This is a genomic window from Micromonospora sp. RTBAU3-60, assembly GCF_054963695.1.
In genome coordinates this window covers 1-21,057 of record NZ_JBUEGB010000037.1, presented here as the reverse complement: position 1 = coordinate 21,057, position 21,057 = coordinate 1, and the positions used below count along the sequence as shown (strand labels likewise).

Annotated in this window: 14 protein-coding genes; 8 read left to right on the top strand and 6 right to left on the bottom strand. The window is 70.1% G+C overall.

The window, feature by feature from the left end; translation table 11 throughout:
* Positions 1-26: 26 nt before the first annotated feature.
* Both ACY34I_RS27370 and ACY34I_RS27365 read right to left on the bottom strand, forming a co-directional pair.
* The gene (locus ACY34I_RS27370; RefSeq protein WP_462757901.1) at positions 27-2,153 is read right to left on the bottom strand and encodes a Xaa-Pro dipeptidyl-peptidase; all 2,127 of its coding nucleotides are present in this window, start codon (positions 2,151-2,153) and stop codon (positions 27-29) included.
* Between the two features lie 265 nt (positions 2,154-2,418).
* The gene (locus ACY34I_RS27365; RefSeq protein WP_462757900.1) at positions 2,419-2,589 is read right to left on the bottom strand and encodes a hypothetical protein; all 171 of its coding nucleotides are present in this window, start codon (positions 2,587-2,589) and stop codon (positions 2,419-2,421) included.
* 25 nt (positions 2,590-2,614) lie between these two features.
* Here ACY34I_RS27365 and ACY34I_RS27360 point away from each other — a divergent pair, with 25 nt between their 5' ends.
* Positions 2,615-3,139, top strand: a complete 525-nt coding sequence (locus tag ACY34I_RS27360; protein WP_462757899.1) for a CGNR zinc finger domain-containing protein — start codon at positions 2,615-2,617, stop codon at positions 3,137-3,139.
* 26 nt (positions 3,140-3,165) lie between these two features.
* Here the strand turns inward: ACY34I_RS27360 and ACY34I_RS27355 are convergent, their stop codons facing one another.
* Complete coding sequence (locus tag ACY34I_RS27355; RefSeq protein ID WP_462757898.1) at positions 3,166-4,128, bottom strand: LuxR C-terminal-related transcriptional regulator; 963 nt, start codon at positions 4,126-4,128, stop codon at positions 3,166-3,168.
* A gap of 201 nt (positions 4,129-4,329) precedes the next feature.
* Entirely contained in the window at positions 4,330-8,061 is a 3,732-nt protein-coding gene (locus ACY34I_RS27350; RefSeq protein WP_462757897.1) for a S8 family peptidase, read from the bottom strand.
* A 360-nt stretch (positions 8,062-8,421) separates the two neighbouring features.
* Between ACY34I_RS27350 and ACY34I_RS27345 the strand changes: the two genes are divergently transcribed.
* Positions 8,422-10,407, top strand: coding sequence for an NPCBM/NEW2 domain-containing protein (locus ACY34I_RS27345; protein WP_462757896.1), 1,986 nt, complete (start codon positions 8,422-8,424; stop codon positions 10,405-10,407).
* A gap of 97 nt (positions 10,408-10,504) precedes the next feature.
* Here ACY34I_RS27345 and ACY34I_RS27340 read toward each other — a convergent pair whose 3' ends face one another.
* Entirely contained in the window at positions 10,505-11,956 is a 1,452-nt protein-coding gene (locus ACY34I_RS27340) for a Gfo/Idh/MocA family oxidoreductase (RefSeq protein ID WP_462757895.1), read from the bottom strand.
* A gap of 235 nt (positions 11,957-12,191) precedes the next feature.
* On the opposite strand from ACY34I_RS27340, the gene ACY34I_RS27335 reads away from it, so the two are divergent.
* The 5 genes from ACY34I_RS27335 (at position 12,192) to ACY34I_RS27315 (ending at position 19,854) form a co-directional block, all read left to right on the top strand.
* Positions 12,192-13,070, top strand: a complete 879-nt coding sequence (locus tag ACY34I_RS27335) for an SIS domain-containing protein (RefSeq protein WP_462757894.1) — start codon at positions 12,192-12,194, stop codon at positions 13,068-13,070.
* A gap of 43 nt (positions 13,071-13,113) precedes the next feature.
* Complete coding sequence (locus tag ACY34I_RS27330; protein ID WP_462757893.1) at positions 13,114-14,028, top strand: 1-phosphofructokinase family hexose kinase; 915 nt, start codon at positions 13,114-13,116, stop codon at positions 14,026-14,028.
* Positions 14,028-14,918 (top strand): class II fructose-bisphosphate aldolase, encoded by an 891-nt coding sequence (locus ACY34I_RS27325; RefSeq protein WP_462757892.1) that lies wholly within the window; start codon positions 14,028-14,030, stop codon positions 14,916-14,918. Before ACY34I_RS27330 ends, ACY34I_RS27325 begins: the two co-directional genes overlap by 1 nt.
* A 160-nt stretch (positions 14,919-15,078) precedes the next feature.
* The gene (locus tag ACY34I_RS27320; RefSeq protein ID WP_462757891.1) at positions 15,079-15,867 is read left to right on the top strand and encodes a DeoR/GlpR family DNA-binding transcription regulator; all 789 of its coding nucleotides are present in this window, start codon (positions 15,079-15,081) and stop codon (positions 15,865-15,867) included.
* A gap of 240 nt (positions 15,868-16,107) precedes the next feature.
* Positions 16,108-19,854 carry an NPCBM/NEW2 domain-containing protein gene (locus ACY34I_RS27315; protein ID WP_462757890.1) on the top strand — a complete coding sequence of 1,249 codons (3,747 nt, stop codon included), beginning with the start codon at positions 16,108-16,110 and terminating at the stop codon, positions 19,852-19,854.
* Positions 19,855-19,965: 111 nt separating this feature from the next.
* On the opposite strand, the gene ACY34I_RS27310 is transcribed toward ACY34I_RS27315, so the two are convergent.
* Positions 19,966-20,460, bottom strand: a complete 495-nt coding sequence (locus ACY34I_RS27310; RefSeq protein WP_462757889.1) for a hypothetical protein — start codon at positions 20,458-20,460, stop codon at positions 19,966-19,968.
* Positions 20,461-20,616: 156 nt separating this feature from the next.
* On the opposite strand from ACY34I_RS27310, the gene ACY34I_RS27305 reads away from it, so the two are divergent.
* Positions 20,617-21,057, top strand: a 441-nt coding sequence (locus tag ACY34I_RS27305) for a hypothetical protein (RefSeq protein ID WP_462757888.1), incomplete at its 3' end; no start/stop codon positions are given.

Genomic DNA, 21,057 nt, shown 5'->3' with positions numbered 1-21,057 from the left:
GCGGCGCCCACCGAAGTGCTACTTCGTCACCTGCCGATGCGCGACCTGGCTGCCGCCGACACAATGGACCCACGCTGCCCCGACGTGACCACCCCAGCCGCGACCAACTGGTCCACCACCTGGTTGACATGGGTCACGAACTGGCCGTGGTTCGACCACTGCTCCCCATCGAGGAGGTGGTCGTTGATGGTGCAGTTGCCAGCCAGCGGGTGGTTGGGCACCCCGCTGTCGACGCCGCCGACGACCACCGTCGTCCGGGCGTCGGTGCTCGCGCAGACCGGCATCGCCAGCGGGCCGCCGACCACGGGCAGCCGCAGCGCCGTCGCGGCCAGGTCGACGTTGAGCACGGTGCCTGGGGCCGGGTGCAGCGTGAACTCGTGGTCGGTGGAGAAGACCATCAGGCCGATCCGGTAGCCGGCCGGGATGACCTGGTCGTCCGGCTGCAGCGGCACGGTCACGTCGACGAACTCTCCGGGCACGAGCGGCTCGCTCCGGGTGAGCGAGTGGCGGTTCTGCGGGTCCGCCCAGCCACGGGTGATGATGCTCGTCGTGGTCCCCCGGGTGCTCGACTCGCAACCCGATCCGCCGGTCCACGGCAGCCGCACCAGCGCCACCGACAGGTTGGCTGCCGGCTTGCTCGCGCTCATCCGGAGCGTCACCTCCGCCGTACCGGAGATGTGCACCGGCGCGGTGAGTTCCGGCGTCACGTAGAGCAGCCGATGGTCGGACACCGTGGTGGCCAGGGCGCCGGCATTGCACGCGGTGTTGCCGGCATCGACCAACGACTCCACACCCTTGCCGGGCCGAGCCAACGAGGTCAGCTCGCCGGTGGTGCTACCGCCGGGCTTCAGCACCATGGTGACCGGCGCCGCGGCCGGGTTGGGGTAGTCCGCGTACGGGGTGAGCTGGCTGGCGCCGGTCTCGTTACGCACCACCCAGGCCCGGGCGTCGTTCTCGACACCGTTCTGGACCCCGTACAGGTAGCGGGTGAACCACCGGTTGCGCATGTCCAGCGGCGGGGCACCGCCGTGTCCGCCCTGGTGGTAGTACGCCTGCACCGGCGTCCCCTGTGCCTTCAGCGCCTCGAGGATCCGCACGCTGTGCTCGGGCACCACGTTCCAGTCGTTGAACCCGTGCGCCATCAGAGTGGCGGCCTTGACGGTCCCGACGGCGTGGAGATAGTCCCGACCGGCCCAGAAGTCGTTGTAGTCGCCGTTCGCCCGGTCCTGGTAGCGGTTCATCTCGCCGACCCGGATCGTGTCGATGCAGTACGCCCGGCGCTCCGGATAGCCGCTGTTGATGTAGTCGAACAGGTAGTCGATGTCCTCGCCGACCCAACCGCCGGGATTCCGGACCAGCCCGTTGGAGCGGTAGTAGTGGTAGTACGAGGTGTTCGGCGCGATCGGGATGATCGCCTCAAGACCGTCGACACCGGTGGTCGCGGCGGCGAGCGGCAGAGTGCCGTTGTAAGACGTACCGGTCATGCCGACCTTGCCGGTCGCCCAACCGGTCGCCGAGACCTCCTGATCCCCGTTGACGCTGGTGTAGCCCTTCGCGCGGCCGTTCAACCAGTCGATCACCGCCTTCGGCGCCAGCGACTCGTTGGGTGCCCCGACCGTCGGGCAGCCCTGCGACAGCCCGGTACCCGGAGAATCGGAGTGGACCACGGCGAACCCGCGCGGCACCCAGGTGTTGACCTCGCTGGTGGACACCGAGGTCCGACCCGGCTGGTGGGCGATCGGTGGCGGTGAGAGCCGGGCTGGTGGTTGCGCACCGAGCTCGTGGCGCACGTTCCAGAAGTACTGCGACTGGCTGGACGCCGTACCGGCGTAGTAAGGGCTGCTCTCGTAGACAACCGGCACCTTCAACCCCTGCTCGGTCTGCGCCGGCCTGGTGACGTCCACGTGCATGCGATCGAGCTTGCCGTCGCCGTCGGAGTCGAACTCGGTCTCCACCCACAACCGCTGCCGGATCCAGCTGCTGGAGTTCGCAAACTCCGGGACGATCTGAGCCTGCCCGTCGACAAAGACCGGCCCGACCTCATCCGGGCTGGCCGCGGCCGGTCCCGCAACCCCTGCCGAGAGAGCCAGCGTCACCGCGGCGGACACGGCGGTGAGGCCGGCCGCCCGCGGGCGCAGCTTTCGTCGCGCCATCAAGAGTCCCTTCTATCGTCAGCTGGCGATCCCGAAGGGCCCGGGCCGCCCGCCACAGTCGGTAGTTCGACCCGGCTCGTGTCGACGTGAGTGAGGCGTGCTCGGTCTGACGACCGCCGCCGCCTTCATTCACCGATCTCACTGCCGGCCACCCGACCGTAGCTGTCAGCTCGGGGTGGGATCACCAGACACCTGACGAAACTTCTGCGGGGTTCCAGCCATCCAACGTCGCAACGGGGTGGGGCATCCCGTTGCCGGACCGGACTCAGCGACGCGGGCGGTACGTCGACAGCGGCCGGGTCTCGACCGGGATTCCGGCCTGTCGGCCGGCACGGATCCGCCACAGCCCGCAGTGGCAGGACTGGTAGTACACAGTCCCCTCGCTCGTCCGGTGCCGGGACCGGGTTCGCCAGACGTGCCCGTCGCTGTCGCTCATGACCACAGCCTGCTGTAATGGCCTTATGCATCTCAACCCTTACGGCGCCGATCCGGTACGGCTGGCCGTTGACCTGGCCAACCAGCCGCCCCGTTCGGTGCCGGAACTCGCCCGCCGATGCCAGGCGGCCGGGGTGGTGATGGACATGCCGGTACGCGACGACGACCTCGCGGTCGCCCTCCGCCTCGTCGAGGAGTGGTCCGAGATCGTGGACGCCACCTCGGCGGACGAGCGGGCGGTGCTGCTCAACCGGATGCTGGCCAGCGCGTCGACGTACCCCCGGCTCACCAACCATGCGGACGGGCGCTGGCACTTGCACTACCGGGACGACGGCGTGCCGTTGTCGGCAGTGCTCCGCGCCCTGATCAGCGTCGGCACCGCCCTGCACCTGACCAGCCGCGGCATGGACCGGCTGGGCCGATGCGCCCTGGACGGCTGCCGGACGATCTACGCCGACCTGTCCCGGACCGGCCGGCAGCGCTACTGCTCACCGCGGTGCGCCAACCGCGACGCGGTACGCCGGCATCGGGCCCGGAGCAGCCGACGTTGATGTCGGCGGTCGGCACCGAGACGGGATCAGACCCAGCCGCGTCGACTGGCCTCGACGCCGGCATGGAACCTGGACTTGACGTGCAGGGCTGTCAGCACTTCCTGGACCCGGCGCCGGACGGTGCGGGTGGTTGTGTTCAGCTGTCGGGCGATCGCCTCGTCCTTGAGCCCCGCCGCCAGCAGCTTGAGCACCTGGAGTGCCTGCCCCTCCAGGGTGACCGCGTCCGCGCCGAGTGGCACCGCCCGGCTCCAGCACGCGTCGAAGAGCAGGACAAGCCCGTCGAGCAGGGGCGACGGACGCAGCACGATCGCGGACACGTTCTGCGGCTCGCGGTCCATCATGATCACCGCGATCTTTCGATCGGCGATGATCCCACGAAACGGCACGTCCGGATGCAGGCGGGCCTCCAGACCCCGCAGCGCGGCGAACTCGTCCGCCAGCTGCTGGGGAAGGTCGACGGGGTCGCACATCACCCGGAACCGGATGCCTCGGCTCAGGATCGACTCCTCCGTCGGGGCGGGGCCCGGCGTGTACGGGCGGTGGTCCAGCAGCGCGACCTCCTCGGTCGCGTCCCGGAGGATCTGGTGGTAGCGCGCGCCGACGTTCTCCCACCCCTGCACGTACTCGGTGACCTGCCCGACCCCGGAGTCGCGGTGCGCCTGGCGGAAGCGGTCCTGCAGGTTGGGAAGCGCGGTGCGGACGTCGTGCAGCGTGCGTTCGCGGGCACGAACGAGGTCGCGGAGGGCATGGTCGGGTTCGGCGGCTGACCACCGGTCGGGAATCCCGGTGAGTGCCATGGCCTTGGCTCGCAGCACGAGACCGTGGTCGCGCAGCCACGTGAGGTTGGCGATGGTGTCGTCGGCGTCGAGACCGCAGGCGACCGCGAGGTCCGCGGTGGTCGCGGTCGGCAGCTCCAGCAGGGACAGGTAGATCGCGGCTGCGGCCTCCGGCATGCCGAGCCCGGCGGAAATGGACTCCCTCGACGCCACCTGCCCGCCTCCTCACGCTTCCCGGCCGACCAGGCACGCGAAGCGAACGTCGATCGCCTGGTGGCAGCCGAGACGCATTATGTCAGCAGGTGGTGGGCGACCTGGCCGGCGAGATCATGTTCGGGATACGAGCGAGGGGCCTGGTCCGGTGGACCAGGCCCCTCGACGGGCGGTGGATCGGCTGCGGGGGTTGTCAGGCGGTCATCGCTCGATGCCGAACGCCCTCTCGACGGTCTGCTCGACCTGGTGGCCGTTGGCGTCGGTCGCGGTGGCCCGCAGGCTCACGTAGCCGGAGGAGCCGGCGGCCGTCGGCGTCGTGAAGCGAGCCGCGTACGTGCCGGTCGTGCCGGTCGGCGTGAGGGTGAGGGCCGTCCACGTCTTGCCGTCTTCGTAGGAGGCCCACACCTTGACGTCGACGACGTCCGCGCCGCCGGCCAGCCACGGCTTGGCGTTGACGGTCAATGTCTGCGGGACGCGGGGCTTGACCCGGTTGTCGAGGCCGGTGTCGACGTCGTAGGTGACCTGCGGCATCGAGATCGGCGTGTGCGACGCGGTGCTGCCACCGGTCTCGAAGCTCCACTTCGTGGTCGACCGCGTCGCGAAGCCCCACCCGGGCAACGACCGGGAGGCATCGAGGACGGCCTCGTAATTCGCGTCGCCGCTCGGGATCCGGAAGAAGCTGTACCAGTAGGTGCTCCGCCCGACCTCGGTTCCCTCGCGCGTGAGCTTCATCGAGTAGGTGTCGCGGTAGTCGGCGAACTCGGTGTGGGTGGGGTCGCCGTCGAAGAACGGCCGCGCCGCGAGCGTCAGGGTCGCCTGGTTGTTCCAGCTCTGGTAGCCCTGCTCAAACCACGACGACTGGGTCGAGTCGATCGTCGGGTTGTTGACGACCTTGAACCAGTCCACCGTGCGGTGGCTCCCGGGCTGGTAGGTGCGCCAGGTCTGGTCGTAGCTGAGGAACCCGGTGTCGCCGAGGGCGACGGCGGTCTGCACCTGCATGTTCGGGTCGGCGGTGACCCACTGCTCCTGCACCGCCCCGAGCCGGGTCGGGATCTCGCTGGTCACCCAGTAGTAGCTGCCGGCGCGGCGGTTCCAGATGACGCTCACCGCGGTGTCGACGTCGCGGGCGTAGTTGTTCGCCGTGATCCGGGCGGTCCTGCCGTTGTCGACGGGAATCCGCAGGTCACCCTCGGCGACCGAGGCGAAGGGGGTAACCACGCTGTAGGCGAACGGGCTGTACGGCGTACCCGCGAGCTTGACGACGACGTCGTCGCGGGCCGCGGCGAGGCGGGCCAGCGCCGCGCCGTCCTCGCCGTACAGGGCGAAGGCGGGGACCGCCTGGGAGCCGGCCTGTGCCACCAGGCGGCCCGGCTTCGCGTTGCTCACCGCGACCGCCGCGGCGCCGCGCTTGGCCGCGGTCTCGATGACCTGGCTGATCGGCACGTCGGAGCGGGTGGCGAGCACCAGCTTGCCCTTGACGTCGACGCGGTTGAACTCGGCGGCCGTGCCCGACCCCACGACGGCGAGTTCCAGGGACGCGCTGCCCTCGAACTTCCGGGCGCCGTCGAGCTGCGTCGGGTTGAGCGTCACGTCGCCGGCGCCGGCGATGGTGGCGGTCAGCTGCGGCGCGACGAGGGTCGAGTGGACCATGATCTCCTGCGAGCCGCTGGTCGGCGCCGCCGACGGGAAGAGCTGCACGTGCTTGACGTCGGGGGAGATAAGGGTCATGACGTCGTGGTAGCCACCGCGGCCGTTCCGCGTCTGGTAGCCGATCGCGCTGCCGAGGAGTTCGGTCGGCCGGCCGGCGTCGACCTGGACCTCGGCGGCCTGTCGGGCGTCGAGGGTGTAGCTGACATCGCTGCTGGTGAGGTCGACGAACGGCCGGTAGGAGGCGGCGGCGCTCTCGATCCACCAGCCTGACGCCTCGGGGGTGTAGATCATCGTCTGGACGCTATAGACGCCCGGCTTGACCCGTGCCGTGGCGACGCCGTCGCGGAACGGGACGCGCTGGATCAGGCCGGGGACGCTCTCGGGGAGCAGGAGCGCCTGGCTCGGCCCGCCCGCCTTGGCGCCGTCCCGCGCGATCCCGGTGATCTTGAGTTCGCGGAGGAACGGCTCCAGGTAGACGGCGAACGGGACGCGCAGGCTCGCGGTCGAGTCGGTCGAGACCGCCGTGACGAACCCGCTGTAGAGCCGCTCCCGGCTCAGCCCGTTGGGGTCGAACGTCAGGGTGACCGTGGCCGTGCCCCCGGCGGCGACCGTGATCGTGGACTGATCCACGGCGAGTGTGCCGGCCGGCAGCGAGCCACCCGTGGCGGCGACGCCGGTGGCCGTCACCGAGAAGGTACGGCCGGTCGCCGCCTCGTTGTGGATCGTCACCTGCCGGCGGATCGGCTGGTAGGCGCCGTCAGCGGCGTACCGCACCGCGCCGAGGTCGAGCGTCGCCGGAGTGGCCTTGGCCTGCTGGGTGGCGGCGCGGGCGATGTTCAGCCGTCCCGAGCCGCCCTGGTCAGCACGGTAGTTGCCCTGGTCGGTCGAGTTCACCAGGGCGGTCTTGAGCTGGTCCGCGGTCCAGGTGGGGTGGGACTGCTTGAGCAGCGCCGCGGCGCCCGCGACGTGCGGCGTCGCCATCGAGGTGCCACTCGCCGTGGTGTAGAGGTCGTTGACGGGGGTGCCCATGGTCGTCCCGCTCGCCCGGGCCGCGACGATGTCGACGCCCGGTGCGGTCAATTCGGGCTTGACGGCGTAGTCGCCGATCCGCGGTCCCGTGCTCGAGAAGCCTGCGAGGGCGTCAGACTTGCTGACCGCACCGACCGTGAGGGCGCGCGCCGCGGAGGCCGGCTCGCCGATCGTGTTCGGGCCGCTGTTACCCGCGGCGACGACGAAGAGGGAGCCGTACTGCTCGGTGAGCCGGTTCACCGCAGCGCTGATGGGCCCGTTGCCGTCGTCGGGCACCGGGGTGCCGAGGCTCATGTTGATGATGTCGGCGCCATTCTCGGCCGCCCACTCCATCCCGTCGATGATGCTCGAGTACGTCCCGGAGCCCGAGTCCCCGAGCACCTTCCCGTTGATGAGGTCGGCGCCCGGCGCCACACCCTTGGCGCCGTTGCCGGCTCCGCTGCCGCCGATCGTCGCGGCGACGTGCGTGCCGTGCCCGAAGTGGTCGCCGGCGTCCGGCGAGTCGGTGAAGTTGCGGGCCGTCGAGACGCGTCCCTTGAGATCGGGGTGGGTCGCGTCGACGCCAGTGTCGAGCACGGCGACCTTGACGCCCTTGCCGTCGTAGCCCGCCTGCCACAGCGCGAGGGCCCCGATCTGGGGGACCGAGTCGGCGAGGGTGACCTTGACCTTGGCGTCGAGCCAGATCTTGCCGACCCGGGCGGCCTTGCGCTCCGTCGCCGTGTCGTTGGCGCGCCAGAAGGCCGACGCCTGACGCTTCGACACCCGCGCCCCGATGGAGTGGATACTCTCCAGCCGGTTCCCGGCGTTGGCCGTGGTCGGGACGTCCGGCTCGGCCCGGCCGGCGCGGTTGTCGAGCAGGAGCGGCAGCGAGTCGGTCTTCGCGTCGTCGTAGCCGCTCTCGACGAGGCCCTCGACGTCGAACAGCGCCAGGTCCACGGCGTTGCTCGTGATGGCCTCGTTGGCCGCGACCGGCACGACGTAGGTCGCCTTGTCGGTGTGGGTCACCTCCGCGGTCCCGCGGGACGGCCCGGTCGGGTCGAGGCTGATCGCCGGGTGGTCATCGCCGGGCCGGGTCGTCAGGGTGACGACGTCACCGGTGACCAGCGTCAACCGGTGCTGCGTAACGTCCTGTTTCGTCGGGGCCTTGTTCGCCGCCGGGGCCGATGCGCTCGCGGGCGCGGCGCTCACCGTCGCCGCGATCACGGTCATCGCGAGCGTCGCCTGCGCCCACGGGCGTCTGTTGCGTGCTGACATGCCGTTCCTCTCGATCCACACCGCCCTGAAAAAGGAGGCGGTATGGCATCCGAGGATTCCGATCCGACGGCCTCCAGAACAGGCGAGAGCGCGTCACCTTCCGGAAGATGTCCGCTTGAGGAAACGCCTCCGGGAACGCCGACAGCTGACCGAGGCGACCCGCTATGACGCTCGACCGGTCCGCCTGGCGCCCGCTGGCCCGGTCGCCACTGCCGCCGCCACCGTGACCGGTGAGGGCTGGCTGTCGTGGCTCTCGTCCCACGGGTCGAACATTTTCACACACGTCTTGACGCATCCGCACACATTCATTTACGTTCCTACATGTCTCTGCATCGCACCAGCCTCCCCACAGGAGCCGCCATGCGAACAGTTGCCACCACCACCCTTGGTCTCGCCCTCGCGATGACCGTCACCGTCCCGGCGTCCGCCGCAACACCGATCCACGAAGCGGCCGCAGCGCCGATGGCCGAGCCGATCCTCGCGGCGACGCCACCGCTCGGTTGGAACAGCTGGAACACCTTCGCCTGCAACATCAACGAGAAGCTGATCCGCGACACCGCCGACGCGATGGTCTCGTCCGGGATGGCCGCGGCCGGCTACGAGTACGTCAACATCGACGACTGCTGGGCCGAGAAGGGCCGCGACCCGGCGACCGGAAAGTACGTCCCCCACCACGAACGGTTCCCCAGCGGCATCAAGGCACTGGCGGACTACGTCCACGCCAAGGGGCTCAAGCTCGGCATCTACACCAGCGCCGGGACCGAGACCTGCGCTCGCACCATGCCGGGCAGCCTCGGTCACGAGGAACTGGATGCCCAGACGTTCGCCGACTGGGGCGTCGACTACCTCAAGTACGACAACTGCAACAACCAGGGCGTCCCCGCGCAACAGCGGTACCAGGCGATGGGTGACGCGCTGAAGAAGACCGGGCGGCCGATCGTCTACAGCATCTGCGAGTGGGGCGCCAACCAGCCGTGGCTGTGGGGTGACTCGGTCGGTGGCGACCTGTGGCGTACCACCGGCGACATCACCGACTCCTGGCCGAGCGTGATGTCGATCCTCGACCAGCAGGTCGGGCTCGAGGCGTACTCCGGGCCGGGCGCCTGGAACGACCCGGACATGCTCGAGGTGGGCAACGCTGGCCTGACCCAGGGCGAGAGCCGCGCGCACATGAGCCTGTGGGCGCTGCTGAACGCACCGCTGATCGCGGGCAACGACATCCGCTCGATGCCGGCGTGGGCGCGCAACCAGCTGACCGATCCGGACGTGCTCGCGGTCGACCAGGACTGGGGCGGGCGCCAGGGCGCGAAGCTGCGGGACGACGGCGACACCGAGGTCTGGACCAAGAAGATGTCGGACGGTTCGGTCGCTGTCGTCCTGCTCAACCGGGCCTCGGCGCCGGCCGTGATCGGCGCCACCGCGGCCGAACTCGGGCTGCCGCCCGTCGACTCCGGGTACGCGGTGCGGAACCTCTGGACCAACACCACGTCCGCCTCCGGTGGCGCCGTCCGCGCCCAAGTCCCCGGGCACGATGCGGTGATGCTGCGGGTCAGCGCCGGCGGCACGGGACTGCCGCCGATGGTGGTGGTCGAGGCCACGCCGGGGAAGCCGTACGTGGACGGCACCGAGGCGAACACCGTCACGGTGCAGGTCCACAATGACGGCACGACCGCCGTCACGAGGGCCCGGCTGCTGCTGTCCGCGCCGGAAGGCTGGACCGCGACGGCGACCGGGCCGACCCAGCTCGGCTCGGTCGGTCCCGGCACGACCGGTACGGCTACCTGGTCGCTCACCGCGGACCGCCCGGACCTCGGTCCGGTGAACCTGACCGCGAGTGCCAGTTGGACCTGGCGAAACCAGGTGTACAGCGGCACGGCAGCCGGACGGTTCACCGTGGCGACCGCGCCCCCCGCTGGCTCGTCGCACCTGTCCGACCTGACCTGGCTGTACGCCGAGAATGGCTGGGGCCCGGTCGAGAAGGACAGGAGCAACGGCGAGACGGCCGCCGGGGACGGTAAGCCGTTGACGATCGCGGGCACCATCTATCCGAAGGGCCTCGGCACCCACGCGCCGAGCAGGATCGGATACTTCCTCGGGTCGCACTGCAGCCGGTTCACCGTCACCGTCGGGATCGACGACGAGGTTGGTGACCGGGGCCGGGTCGGCTTCGAGGTGTGGGGAGACGGTGTCAAGCTCGCCGGTGCGGAGGCCACCGGAGCGGGCGCCGGCGTGCCGCTGGACCTCGCGGTCAGCGGGGTGGACGTCATCGAACTTCGTACGGACACCGTCGACGGCCCCAACTACGACCATGCCGACTGGGCGGCCCCGGTGGTCACCTGCGCCTGAGCCGTTCCGCGTTGATCGGTCCGACGGCAGGCTCCGCACGTTGCGGAGCCTGCCGTCGGCACATGCTGCTCGGACCACTTCAGTGGAGCGGGTCGCCTCAGCTCTTCTCCAGCACCGGGTCCTTGGGCTTCGGCCGGTCGAACGTGGGTCGCGTCTCCTGCCAGTGGCCGCGGGTGAAGTCGGGCACCTTGACCGGGTGCATCCGGCCGGTCTTCAACGACTCGTGGCTGAGCGGGATCACCGAGCACCACGCCGCCGAGTCGTAGACGTCGATGTCGGGTGTCATGCCGAGCCGCATCGTCTGGACGAGCCGCCAGATGGAGATGAAGTCGCCGCCGCCGTGGCCGCCGTACTGGCCGGCCAGGCTCTCCAGCGTCGGCCACAACCAGTGGTCGTGCTGCCGCAGGAGCGTGTTGTACTCGTTGCCGGTCCGCCAGCTGTGGTTGGTGTGTCCGAGCGACTCGAGGTAGACCCGGCCGTTGTCGAGCTCGATCGTCCCTCGGGTGCCGGTGAGCGTGGTTTCCCGGCTGTACGGGTGCGGGGAGTTCACGTCGTGCTCGACCCGGATGAACCGGCCGCTGGTCGTGGTGACGAAGCAGGTGTGCCGGTCGCCGGAGATGTAGGGCTCGTCATCCCACGACGAGTGGTCGGGGCCGACCCGCGGGTCCTCGGCGCGGAAGAGGGCCAGCGCCTTGGGCAGGGACGCCACGGAGATCAGCTCCTCGAAGCGGTCTCCGCGGTTGATGCCCAGGGTGGCCGACACCGGCCCGAGGCCGTGGGTGGGGTAGTGCGAGGCGTTCATCCGGGTCTGCCAGCGGCGCCGCCAGTGCTCGGGGTAGTAGGCGCCGCCGAACGTGTACGGCCAGCGCAGGTCGTGGACGTATCCGCCGGAGGCGTGCTGCAGGTCGCCGAAGAGCCCCTGCCGGGCCATGTTGAACATCGCCATCTCGGGGCGGAAGTAGTTGACGTTCTCCAGCAGCAGGCAGTGCTTCCTGGTCCGCTCCGAGGTGCGGACCAGGTCCCAGATCTGGTCGAGGTACGGCGCGATCGGCAACTCGACGGCGACGTGCTTGCCGTGTTCCATGGCGGCCTTGGCCATGGGGTAGTGCCACTCCCACGGGGTGGCGATGTAGATGAGGTCGATGTCGTCGCGCTGGACCAGGTTGAGGTAGTCCTCCTCCCCCGCCGAGTAGCCGGCCGGGGGCGTGTCCTGGAAGCCTTGCTGCATGATCCGGTCGATGGTGCGGTTGACGCGCTCGGGACGGATGTCGCAGACCGCGGTGACGGTGCCGACCGCGCCGAACCGCCGGTCCTGGTCGCCGCCGCGGTTGCCGAGGCCGATGAGTCCGATCCGGACTCGATCGAAGCCTTCGAACGGCACGTTGGTCATGCTCTTCTCGTCGCTGCCGCGGCGAGGTTCGGTGCCGGTGGAGTCGTCGGCCGCGGCGGGGGTGCCCACGGCGCCGCTCAGGCCGGCGGCGGCACCCAGCACGACACCAGACCGGAGCAGGTCACGACGGGACGGATTGAAGTGAGCGGATGGGGCCACGTGATCACTCCTCTGTGACGGAGACTGATCGAACCTGCCTACTTGCTCTCGATAGCGAGCAGTGTCGGTCAAAAGCTCATCGATGACAAGGCCCATCGATGCGACGTCCGCTGATCGTGCAGGACGGCGAGGGACGGATTGCTCAAGAGGCGATCGCCGATTTACGCTCGGATCGCTGCCGAACCGCGCGGTTTCGCGCTCGGATGGTTCGTCGTGAGCAGCAGGTCGGAGTGTCATGACGCACGTCGATGAGGAAATCGCCAGCCAGCCCGACTGCTGGCAACGGGCCATCGCGCTCGCGGGATCGTTCGCCGAACAGTTGCCGCGCCGCGGCGAGCGGGTCGCCGTCGTCGGCTGCGGCACGTCCTGGTTCATGGCGATGGCGTACGCCGGACTGCGCGAACGAGCCGGTCATGGCGAGACGGACGCGTTCGCGGCGTCGGAGTTCCCGCGGCAGCGCCGCTACGACCGGGTGGTGGTGATCAGCCGTTCCGGCACGACCAGCGAGGTGCTGAACGTCCTGCGCGGCCTCGCCGGCGACACCCGCAGCACCGGCATCATCGGCGACCCTCGGTCTCCGGCCGTGACCCTTGTGGACGACGCGGTCTGCCTACCGTTCGCCGACGAGAAGTCCGTGGTGCAGACCCGGTTCGCCACGACCGCGCTGGCGGTGCTGCGCGCACATCTCGGCGAAGACCTGGACCAGGCGGTCCGCGACGCGACAGCGGCCCTGACGGCACCGCTGCCACTGGACCCCACGGCGCTGGAACAGGTGACGTTCGTCGGCCGGGACTGGACGGTTGGCCTCGCCCACGAGGCGGGGCTCAAGTGCCGGGAGGCCGCCCGCTTCTGGGCGGAGGCGTACCCGGCCATGGACTACCGGCACGGCCCGATCGCCATCGCCGCCCCTGGCCGGGCGGTGTGGGCATTCGGGGCCGTGCCGGCAGGGCTGCCGGAGCAGGTGTTGGACACGGGCGCCACGTTCGTCCACTCGGGACGCGATCCGATGGCTGATCTGATTCTCGCGCAGCGGCTGGCCGTCGCGCTGGCCATGCACAGAGGGCTCGACCCGGACGCGCCGCGCCACCTGACCCGATCGGTGGTCCTGTCGTGACCCGCGACCAGACCGACGGTCCGGTGATCGACAGGCGGCCCGGATGATCCTCACCGTCACGCTGAACGCCGCGCTCGACGTGACGTACCGCGTCTCCGCCCTTGTTCCGGGCGGCACCCACCGAGTCGCCGAGGTGGCCGAGCGGGCGGGCGGCAAGGGTGTCAACGTCGCCCGCGTGCTGCGCACCCTGGGCGCCCCGGTCGTCGCCACCGGGCTGGCCGGCGGTGCCTGTGGCTCCCGGATCCGGTCCCTGTTGACCGCCGAAGGGGTACGGGAGTCGTTCGTGCCGATCGCGGCCGAGTCCCGCCGCACGCTGGTCGTGGCCGAGCCGGACGCGGCGACCGGGTTGTGGGAACCCGGGCCGATGGTCACCCCGGACGAGTGGGCTGCCTTCCTCGGCCGGTTCGCCGACCTGGTGGGCGGCGCGGAGGTGGTGGTGCTCTCCGGCTCCCTCCCACCCGGGGTTCCGGTCGACGCGTACGGCACGCTGATCCGGGCGGCCCGCGACGCCAACGCCCGGACGGTGCTGGACAGCAGCGGTGAGCCGTTGCGCCACGGCCTGAACGCGTGCCCGGATCTCGTCAAGCCGAACGCCGAGGAACTCGCCGGCCTCGTCGGGCACGCGCTCGGCGGACCGGCTGCGGCCGCCGGCGCGGTACGCGCGCTCGAGGCGCGTGCCGTGGTGGCCTCGTTCGGTCCGGAGGGGCTGCTCGCCCGGACCGAACAGGGCAGCTGGCACGCGTTCCTGCCGTATCCCGTCGCCGGCAACCCGACCGGAGCGGGGGATGCCTGCGTCGCCGCGCTGGCCCACGGCATGCTCCACCGTCAGCCCTGGCCGGAACAGCTCGCCGAAGCGGTGGCGCTGTCCGCGGCGGCGGTCCGGGCACCGGTGGCGGGAAGTGTGGACCTGTCCGACTACCGGCGGCTGCGCCGGGCTGTGACCCTCAAGGAGCTGTGATGCCGCTGGTACCGACCGAACAGGTCGTCGCCGCCGGGCCGGTCTGCGCGTTCAACGCGATCAGTCTGGAGCACGCCGAGGCGATCGTCGCCGGTGCGGAGGCCGCGGGGCGACCGGTGATCCTGCAGATCAGCGAGAACGCCGTGCGGTTCCATGACTCTCGGCTCGCCCCGATCGCCGCGGCGACCCGGGCCGTCGCGGCGATGGCGGCTGTCGACGTCGCATTGCACCTCGACCACGTCGTCTCCCCCGACCTGTGGCGCCAGGCCCCGGAGCACGGGTTCGGCTCGATCATGGTCGACGCGTCGAGGTTGGCGTATCAGGAAAATGTCGCGACGACCCGGGCGGTTGCCGAGTTCGCCCACGCCCGGGGGCTGTGGGTCGAGGCCGAGTTGGGCACGATCGGCGGGAAGGACGGCGAGCCACCGGTGGACCCGCACTCCCCCGGTTCCCGTACCGATCCTGATGAGGCGGCGTCGTATGTCGCGCAGACCGGGGTGGACGCCCTCGCCGTCGCGGTCGGTTCCACGCACGCCATGACCACCCGCAGCGCCGTACTGGACCACTCCCTGATCGGGCGGCTGCGTGCCGCGGTCGCGGTGCCGCTGGTGCTGCACGGCTCGTCCGGTGTTCCCGACGCGGAGCTGCGTCGGGCCGTCGTCGGCGGAATCGTCAAGGTGAACATCGGTACGGCGTTGAACGTGGCGTTCACCGACACCGTGCGCGACACCCTGGCCGCGCGCCCCGAGCTGGTCGATCCGCGCCGGTATCTCGCGTCAGCCCGAGGGGCGATGGCCGAGACGGTGACCCGGTTCTGCCGACTCGTGTCCGGCGACGCCACGCCGCAGCCGACGGTGGCCGGACGAGCGCCGGCCGTGACCGAATCATGAGCACTGCGTGGCATTACGTGTTCGCCGTCTCGATCGTTAGCATCGTTCCCGTGGTCATCCTCTTCGCGCTGGTAGAGAAGCGCCTGGCTGCGGGTCTGACGGCGGGAGCCGTGAAATGACCTCGACCGACGCCACGACCGGGGCCGCCGCAGGGAGCGGAATGGCCGATCGCGCTCGCCGGCTGCAGGCTCTGCTGGCGATCCTCGCCGAGCGGGGCGGGCGGCTGTCCGTCCTCGAGGCCGCCACCGCCCTGCAGGTTTCCGAAGCGACCGTCCGCCGTGATTTCACCGCCCTGGCCGAACAGCATCTGGTGACCCGCACCCATGGCGGTATCGTGGCCAGCTCGGTCGCCTACGACCTGCCGGTCCGCTACCGCCACCGCGGCGACCACAGCACCAAGGAACGCATCGCCGCCACCGCCGCCGGGCTCATCGAACCGGGCAGCGTGGTCGGGCTGAACGGGGGCACCACCACCTCGGCCACCGCCCGGCACATCGCGGCGCGACCCGACCTGACGCAGGCCACCCACCGGCCGGCGCTGACCGTCGTGACGAACGCACTGAACATCGCCACCGAGATGGTGCTGCGGCCGTCCCTGCGCACCGTCATCCTCGGCGGGGTCGCCCTGCCCCAGTCGTACGAGCTGACCGGCCCGCTGACCAGCATGGTCATGCAGTCCCTGTGGCTGGACACCCTCATCCTCGGCGTCGACGGATTCTCCGTCGAGGGCACGTCGTGCCACGACGAGAGCGAGGCGGGCATCGACGCCCTGATGGTCAGCCGCGCCCGCCGCGTGGTCGTCGTGGCCGGCTCGGAGAAGCTCGGCCGCCACTCCTTCGCCAAGATCTGTACCGCGTCTGCCGTGCACACCCTGGTCACCGATGACGCCGCCGACGAGAAGGTCGTGGCTGATCTGCGGGCAGCCGGCGTAACCGTGCTCCTCGCCTGACAGCCGTCCGACCAGCACCGACACGCCCGCCGGGTCCACCCGGGGCGGCAAACCCCAGATCAGCCGGCCACGCCGCAGCGACGCCGCGGCGCGACAACCCCTGCCACAGAGCCGGGCCGTACCCCTGCGCCCCGGGCTCGAACCGACCAGGGCGAAGCGGCGCAGACACCCTCGTGACAGACGGCGCATCGTGGGATATGAATGTCATGCCTGACCATTCCTGATCGAGATGAGGGGCAAATGCTCATATCTGTTCGCTCGATCCGACGTTCAACTGCCGCAGTCGGCGTCGCGCTGATGCTTGCCGCCAGCGTCCTGGCCAGCAGGCCGGCGATGGCCGCCGAGTCCCGAGAGCTCGGGGCCGTGACCGGCTTCCACGCCGACCGGGCGACCTACACGCTCACCGCAGGCGACGCCCGGGTCCGAGTGGCGTTCCTCACCGACGACGTGTTCCGGATCTGGCTCGCGCCGGACGGACAGTTCACCGACCCGGCCAACACCCCACCCGATGACCCCGCGGCGCCGGACGCCAACATCGTGGTCAAGACCGACTACCCGAACCCGCAGACGTCGTGGTCCGACGCCGGCGGCTACTACGCGCTACGCACCAGCGCCATCGAGGTCCGGGCGTACAAGTCACCGTTGCGTTTCGCGCTGCACCGGGCCGACGGCAGCACGGTGTGGTCGGAGACCCAGCCGCTCCGCTGGACCGACACCACCACGTCGCAGACGCTGACCCGCGGCGCGACCGAGCAGTTCCTCGGCGGTGGCATGCAGAACGGGCGGTTCAGCCACCGCGGCACAACGATCCAGGTCGCCCGAAACTTCAACTGGGAGGACGGCGGCAACCCGAACTCCTCGCCGTACTACATGAGCTCCGCCGGCTACGGTGTGCTGCGCAACACCTTCGCACCGGGTACGTACGCCTTCAACGACCCGGTGGTGTCCACCCACAACGAGAAGCGCTTCGACGCCTACTACTTCGTCGGTGACTTCAAGACCGCGCTCAACCGGTACACCGAACTCACCGGGCGACCGTTCCTGCCGCCGATCTACGGCCTCGAATACGGCGACTCGGACTGCTACAACCGCGGCCACTACGGAGTGGACCCCGACCCGGGCAACAACGGGAAGAACCACCCCGACAAGCAGACCACGCCGGACGCGGTGAAGATCGCGCAGAAGTTCGTCGACAACGACATGCCGGGTGGCTGGATGCTGGTCAATGACGACTACGGCTGTGGCTACTCCGACGACCTGGGCTACGAACTCGTCGACGGCACGTACTGGGGCAAGCGAGAAATCAGCCCGCTGCGTCAGACCGGTGACGAGCTGCGCAACCGCAACATCGAGATGGGGCTGTGGACCCAGTCCGCACTCGACCGGCAGCCCGCAGAGGTCGGTGAGGCTGGTGTCCGGGTCCGCAAGCTGGACGTCGCCTGGGTCGGCCCGGGCTACCGGCACGCGCTCACCGCCTGCGACACCGCGCACGAGGGCATCGAGCAGTACAGCAACGCCCGCGGTTACGCCTGGATGGTCGAGGGCTGGGCCGGCGCGCAGCGCTGCGCCGTGCAGTGGACCGGCGACCACAGCGGCACCCTCGACGCGATCCGCTGGCAGATCCCGGCGATCCACGGATCCGGCAACTCCGGCATCGCCTACACCGCCGGCGACGTCGACGGAATCTTCGGTGGCTCCCCCCGAAGCTACGTGCGGGACATGCAGTGGAAGGTCTTCACGCCGGCACTCATGACGATGAGCGGCTGGGCCACCCCGGCGTTCAAGCAACCATGGGCATACGGTGAGCCGTACACCTCGATCAACCGCCGGTACCTGAAGCTACGCGAACGGCTCCTGCCGTTCTTCTACTCGTACGCCGCCGAGGCCCACCGCACCGGCACGCCGATCAACCGGTCACTGCCGATCGAGTACCCAAGCGACCCGACAACATACACCGACGCCGCCCGGTACGAATTCCTCGCCGGTCGAGAGTTCCTCGTCGCCCCGATGTGGGGCGGGGACGAAACCAAGAACGGCATCTACCTGCCGGCCGGCACCTGGGTCGACTACTGGACCGGCCAGGTCCACCGCGGACCCACCACGCTGAACGGCTACCACGCCCCGCTCGACACGCTGCCGCTGTTCGTCAAGGCCGGCGCCGTGGTGCCGATGTGGAAAGCCGGCATCAACCGACACGCCGAGCAGGCACCGGACGACCGGCTGACGCTCGACGTCTACCCCCAAGGCAGCTCGTCGTTCCTGCTCTACGAGGACGACCGGGTCACCCGCGAGCACCGCACCGGCAGGTCGGCGACCCAGCGGTTCGACGTCACGGCGCCGGTCGACGACCGCGGCGACGTCGTCCTCACCATCGGCGCGAGCATCGGCTCATACACCGACAAGCCCGCCCAGCGGCCCTACGAGGTGACCGCGCACACCAGCACCAAACCGCAGGTGGTCAAGGTCGGCGACCAGCCGCTGCGAGAACTGAGCGACAAGGCGGCGTACGACGCGGCAACCACCGGCTGGTACTACGCGCCCGGCGACCGCGCCGGCGTGGTGTGGGTGAAGACCCCCGCGATCTCCACCAGCGCCAGCGCCACGGTCACCCTCGCCGGCACCAGTTCGGTGGGCGGCGCCAAGCCGGCCGACACGCTCGGCACGGTCGAACTGACCGGCCCCCAGCTGTGGAACCCGCCGGGCCAGCCGACCGAGCTCACCGCAACCTTCCGTAACGACGGCACGCACGCGATGACGAACGTACGGCTGTCCCTCGCCCCGCCGGACGGCTGGACATCAAGCGGCCACGCCGACTTCCCGCGTGTCGAACCCGGCGAGACCGTCACCGCGCCGCTGAGCGTCACACCGGGACCCGGCATCCGGCCGGCCCCGTACACACTCCAGCTTGACGCCGCCTACACCGCCCGGAACACGCCGTACCGCACCAGCGCCGTCACCACAGCGGAGCTGCCCTACGCCTCGATATCCGCCGCGGCGAACGTGGTCGGCATCACCGACGCCCAGACATTCGCCAAAGGCAACTTCGACGGCGCCGGCAACAGCTTCCACGGCGAGGCGCTGGCCGCCGCGGGATTCCGCCCCGGCGCGACGGTCACCGTCGACGGGGTCGAATTCGGCCTGCCGGCCGGCGCTCCCGGCACGCCGAACGTGGCGAAGGACATCACCGCACCGATCCTGGTGAACGGAACCGGCAGCCACCTCCACCTGCTCGGTGCCGGCGCCAGCCTGAACGCCCGCGGAACCGTGACCGTCCTCTACACCGACGGCACCCAGTCCCAGCACACGCTGCAGTTGCCGAACTGGTGCTGCCAGGATCCGGCCACCGGCGGAGCCAAGCCCGCGGTCACGGTCAAGGGTCGCTACACCCCGGCTGGCCTGGCCAACACCACGACGGACTACCGGGTGTCCTACCAGGCGCTGCCACTCACGCCGGGCAAGACGGTCCGCGCGATCCGCCTGCCGGGTGGTCCGCTCGGGTTCTTCGCCGCCACCGTGGCGGACAAGCCGTTGCCGCCGGCGCCGAAGGGCGAGGCGTGGGTCAGTGACCTGGAATGGATCGATTCGACGAACGGCTGGGGCCCCGTCGAGCGGGACCGCAGCAACGGCGAGAGCGCCGCCGGCGACGGCAACCCGATCACCCTGAACAGGGTCGGCTACGCCAAGGGCCTCGGCGCCCACGCAGCCTCGTCGGTCAAGGTCAACCTCGACGGCCGGTGCACCCGGTTCACCGCGAAGGTGGGCGTAGACGACGAGATGGCCGACCGCGGCTCTGTCGCCTTCCACGTGCTGGTCGACGGTACGACGAAGTACGACTCACCGGTCCTGACCGGAACCGCCGAGACCGTGAGCGTCGATGTCGACGTGACCGCGGGGAAGGTCCTCGACCTGCTGATCACCGACGGCGGCGACGGCGTCGGCAGCGACCACGGCGACTGGGCCGAGGCCAAACTGTCCTGCAACCCGTAGGCCGACGGGGCCGTTCCGCGGGTTGATTCCGCTACGGCGCCGGCACCACGTTCCACTCGGCACGTAGTGCCGGCGCCGTGGTCGGCTCGCTCGCGCGAGCCATAACAGGCCCTAGATGCGAACCGCAGATGCTGGCCGCCGGAAACGCCGCCAGATCGAACCGGCTTTCAGCACGCCGTGGGCGACGCCGACGTAGACCGCAGTGGGGCCAAGCACAGCGACCACGCCGCCCAGGCACGCCAACAATGTGCCGACGATCGGTACGTCGGTTGCTACTGCCACGACGGCCACGTAACTCGTGGCCAGCACGGCGGCGACGGCGAACGCGATCAGCAACTTCAGGGGAAGACGCCCGCTTTTCGTGGCAACCTCGCCGACCAGGCCGGCTGGCACGAACAGCAGCGGCACCAGGGCGGCGCCCACGCCGCCGGCAAGCAGCACCAGCAGTGGTCCCGCGAGCGGACCACCCGGATCCGCATCGGCCATCACCGCGTACGCAAGCAGTGCGACGTATATGACGGCCCCCTGCACGACGAACACCAACCAGGCGGCAGCCGCCCCAGCAAGGTGCCGAGCGATCTTTCCGATCTTGACGCCTCCTCGCATAACGCTTAGGAGGCTATGCCACGCCGCGTCTTCCTGCGGCCCGGGACAGAGGAGCATGAATGCGTCGGCCGTCCGATCACCCGCGCACCGTCACCAAACGGGGACCCGTGGGGCCGGTACGATCCGCCCACCGGCTCGCCGAGGAGACTTCTGTTGATGGACGTGGTCGAGACACTGTTGAGTCTGGCCAGCTCGGATGACTACTCGGAGCGGGCGCGCGCCGGCACCGAGTTGAGCCGGTTCGCTGGATCAGGGGCCGTCGACCAGGTGCTGCTGAAGCTCTTGCTGGATGACGACAACACCTTTCCCGTTCAGGAAACTGCGGAAGCCCTGATCAAGCGCGGCGACAGAGCAGCGCTCCGTCCGTTCGCCGCGGCCTGGCACATAGCTGACTCAGCGCAAGGCAACACCCACTTGACCGAGATCGCTGACTACCTTTATGGCGCCATCAGTTACGGCCGCTGGCTTGATTCGACCGATCCTCAGCGCGCCGGCCTCCGAACGGTGCTTGCGGCACTGCTCGATGACCAGGACCGGGCGGTCTGCAAGGGCGCCGACAGCGTCCCTGATCAGCTTAGTGATCCTGAGTCGGATGGG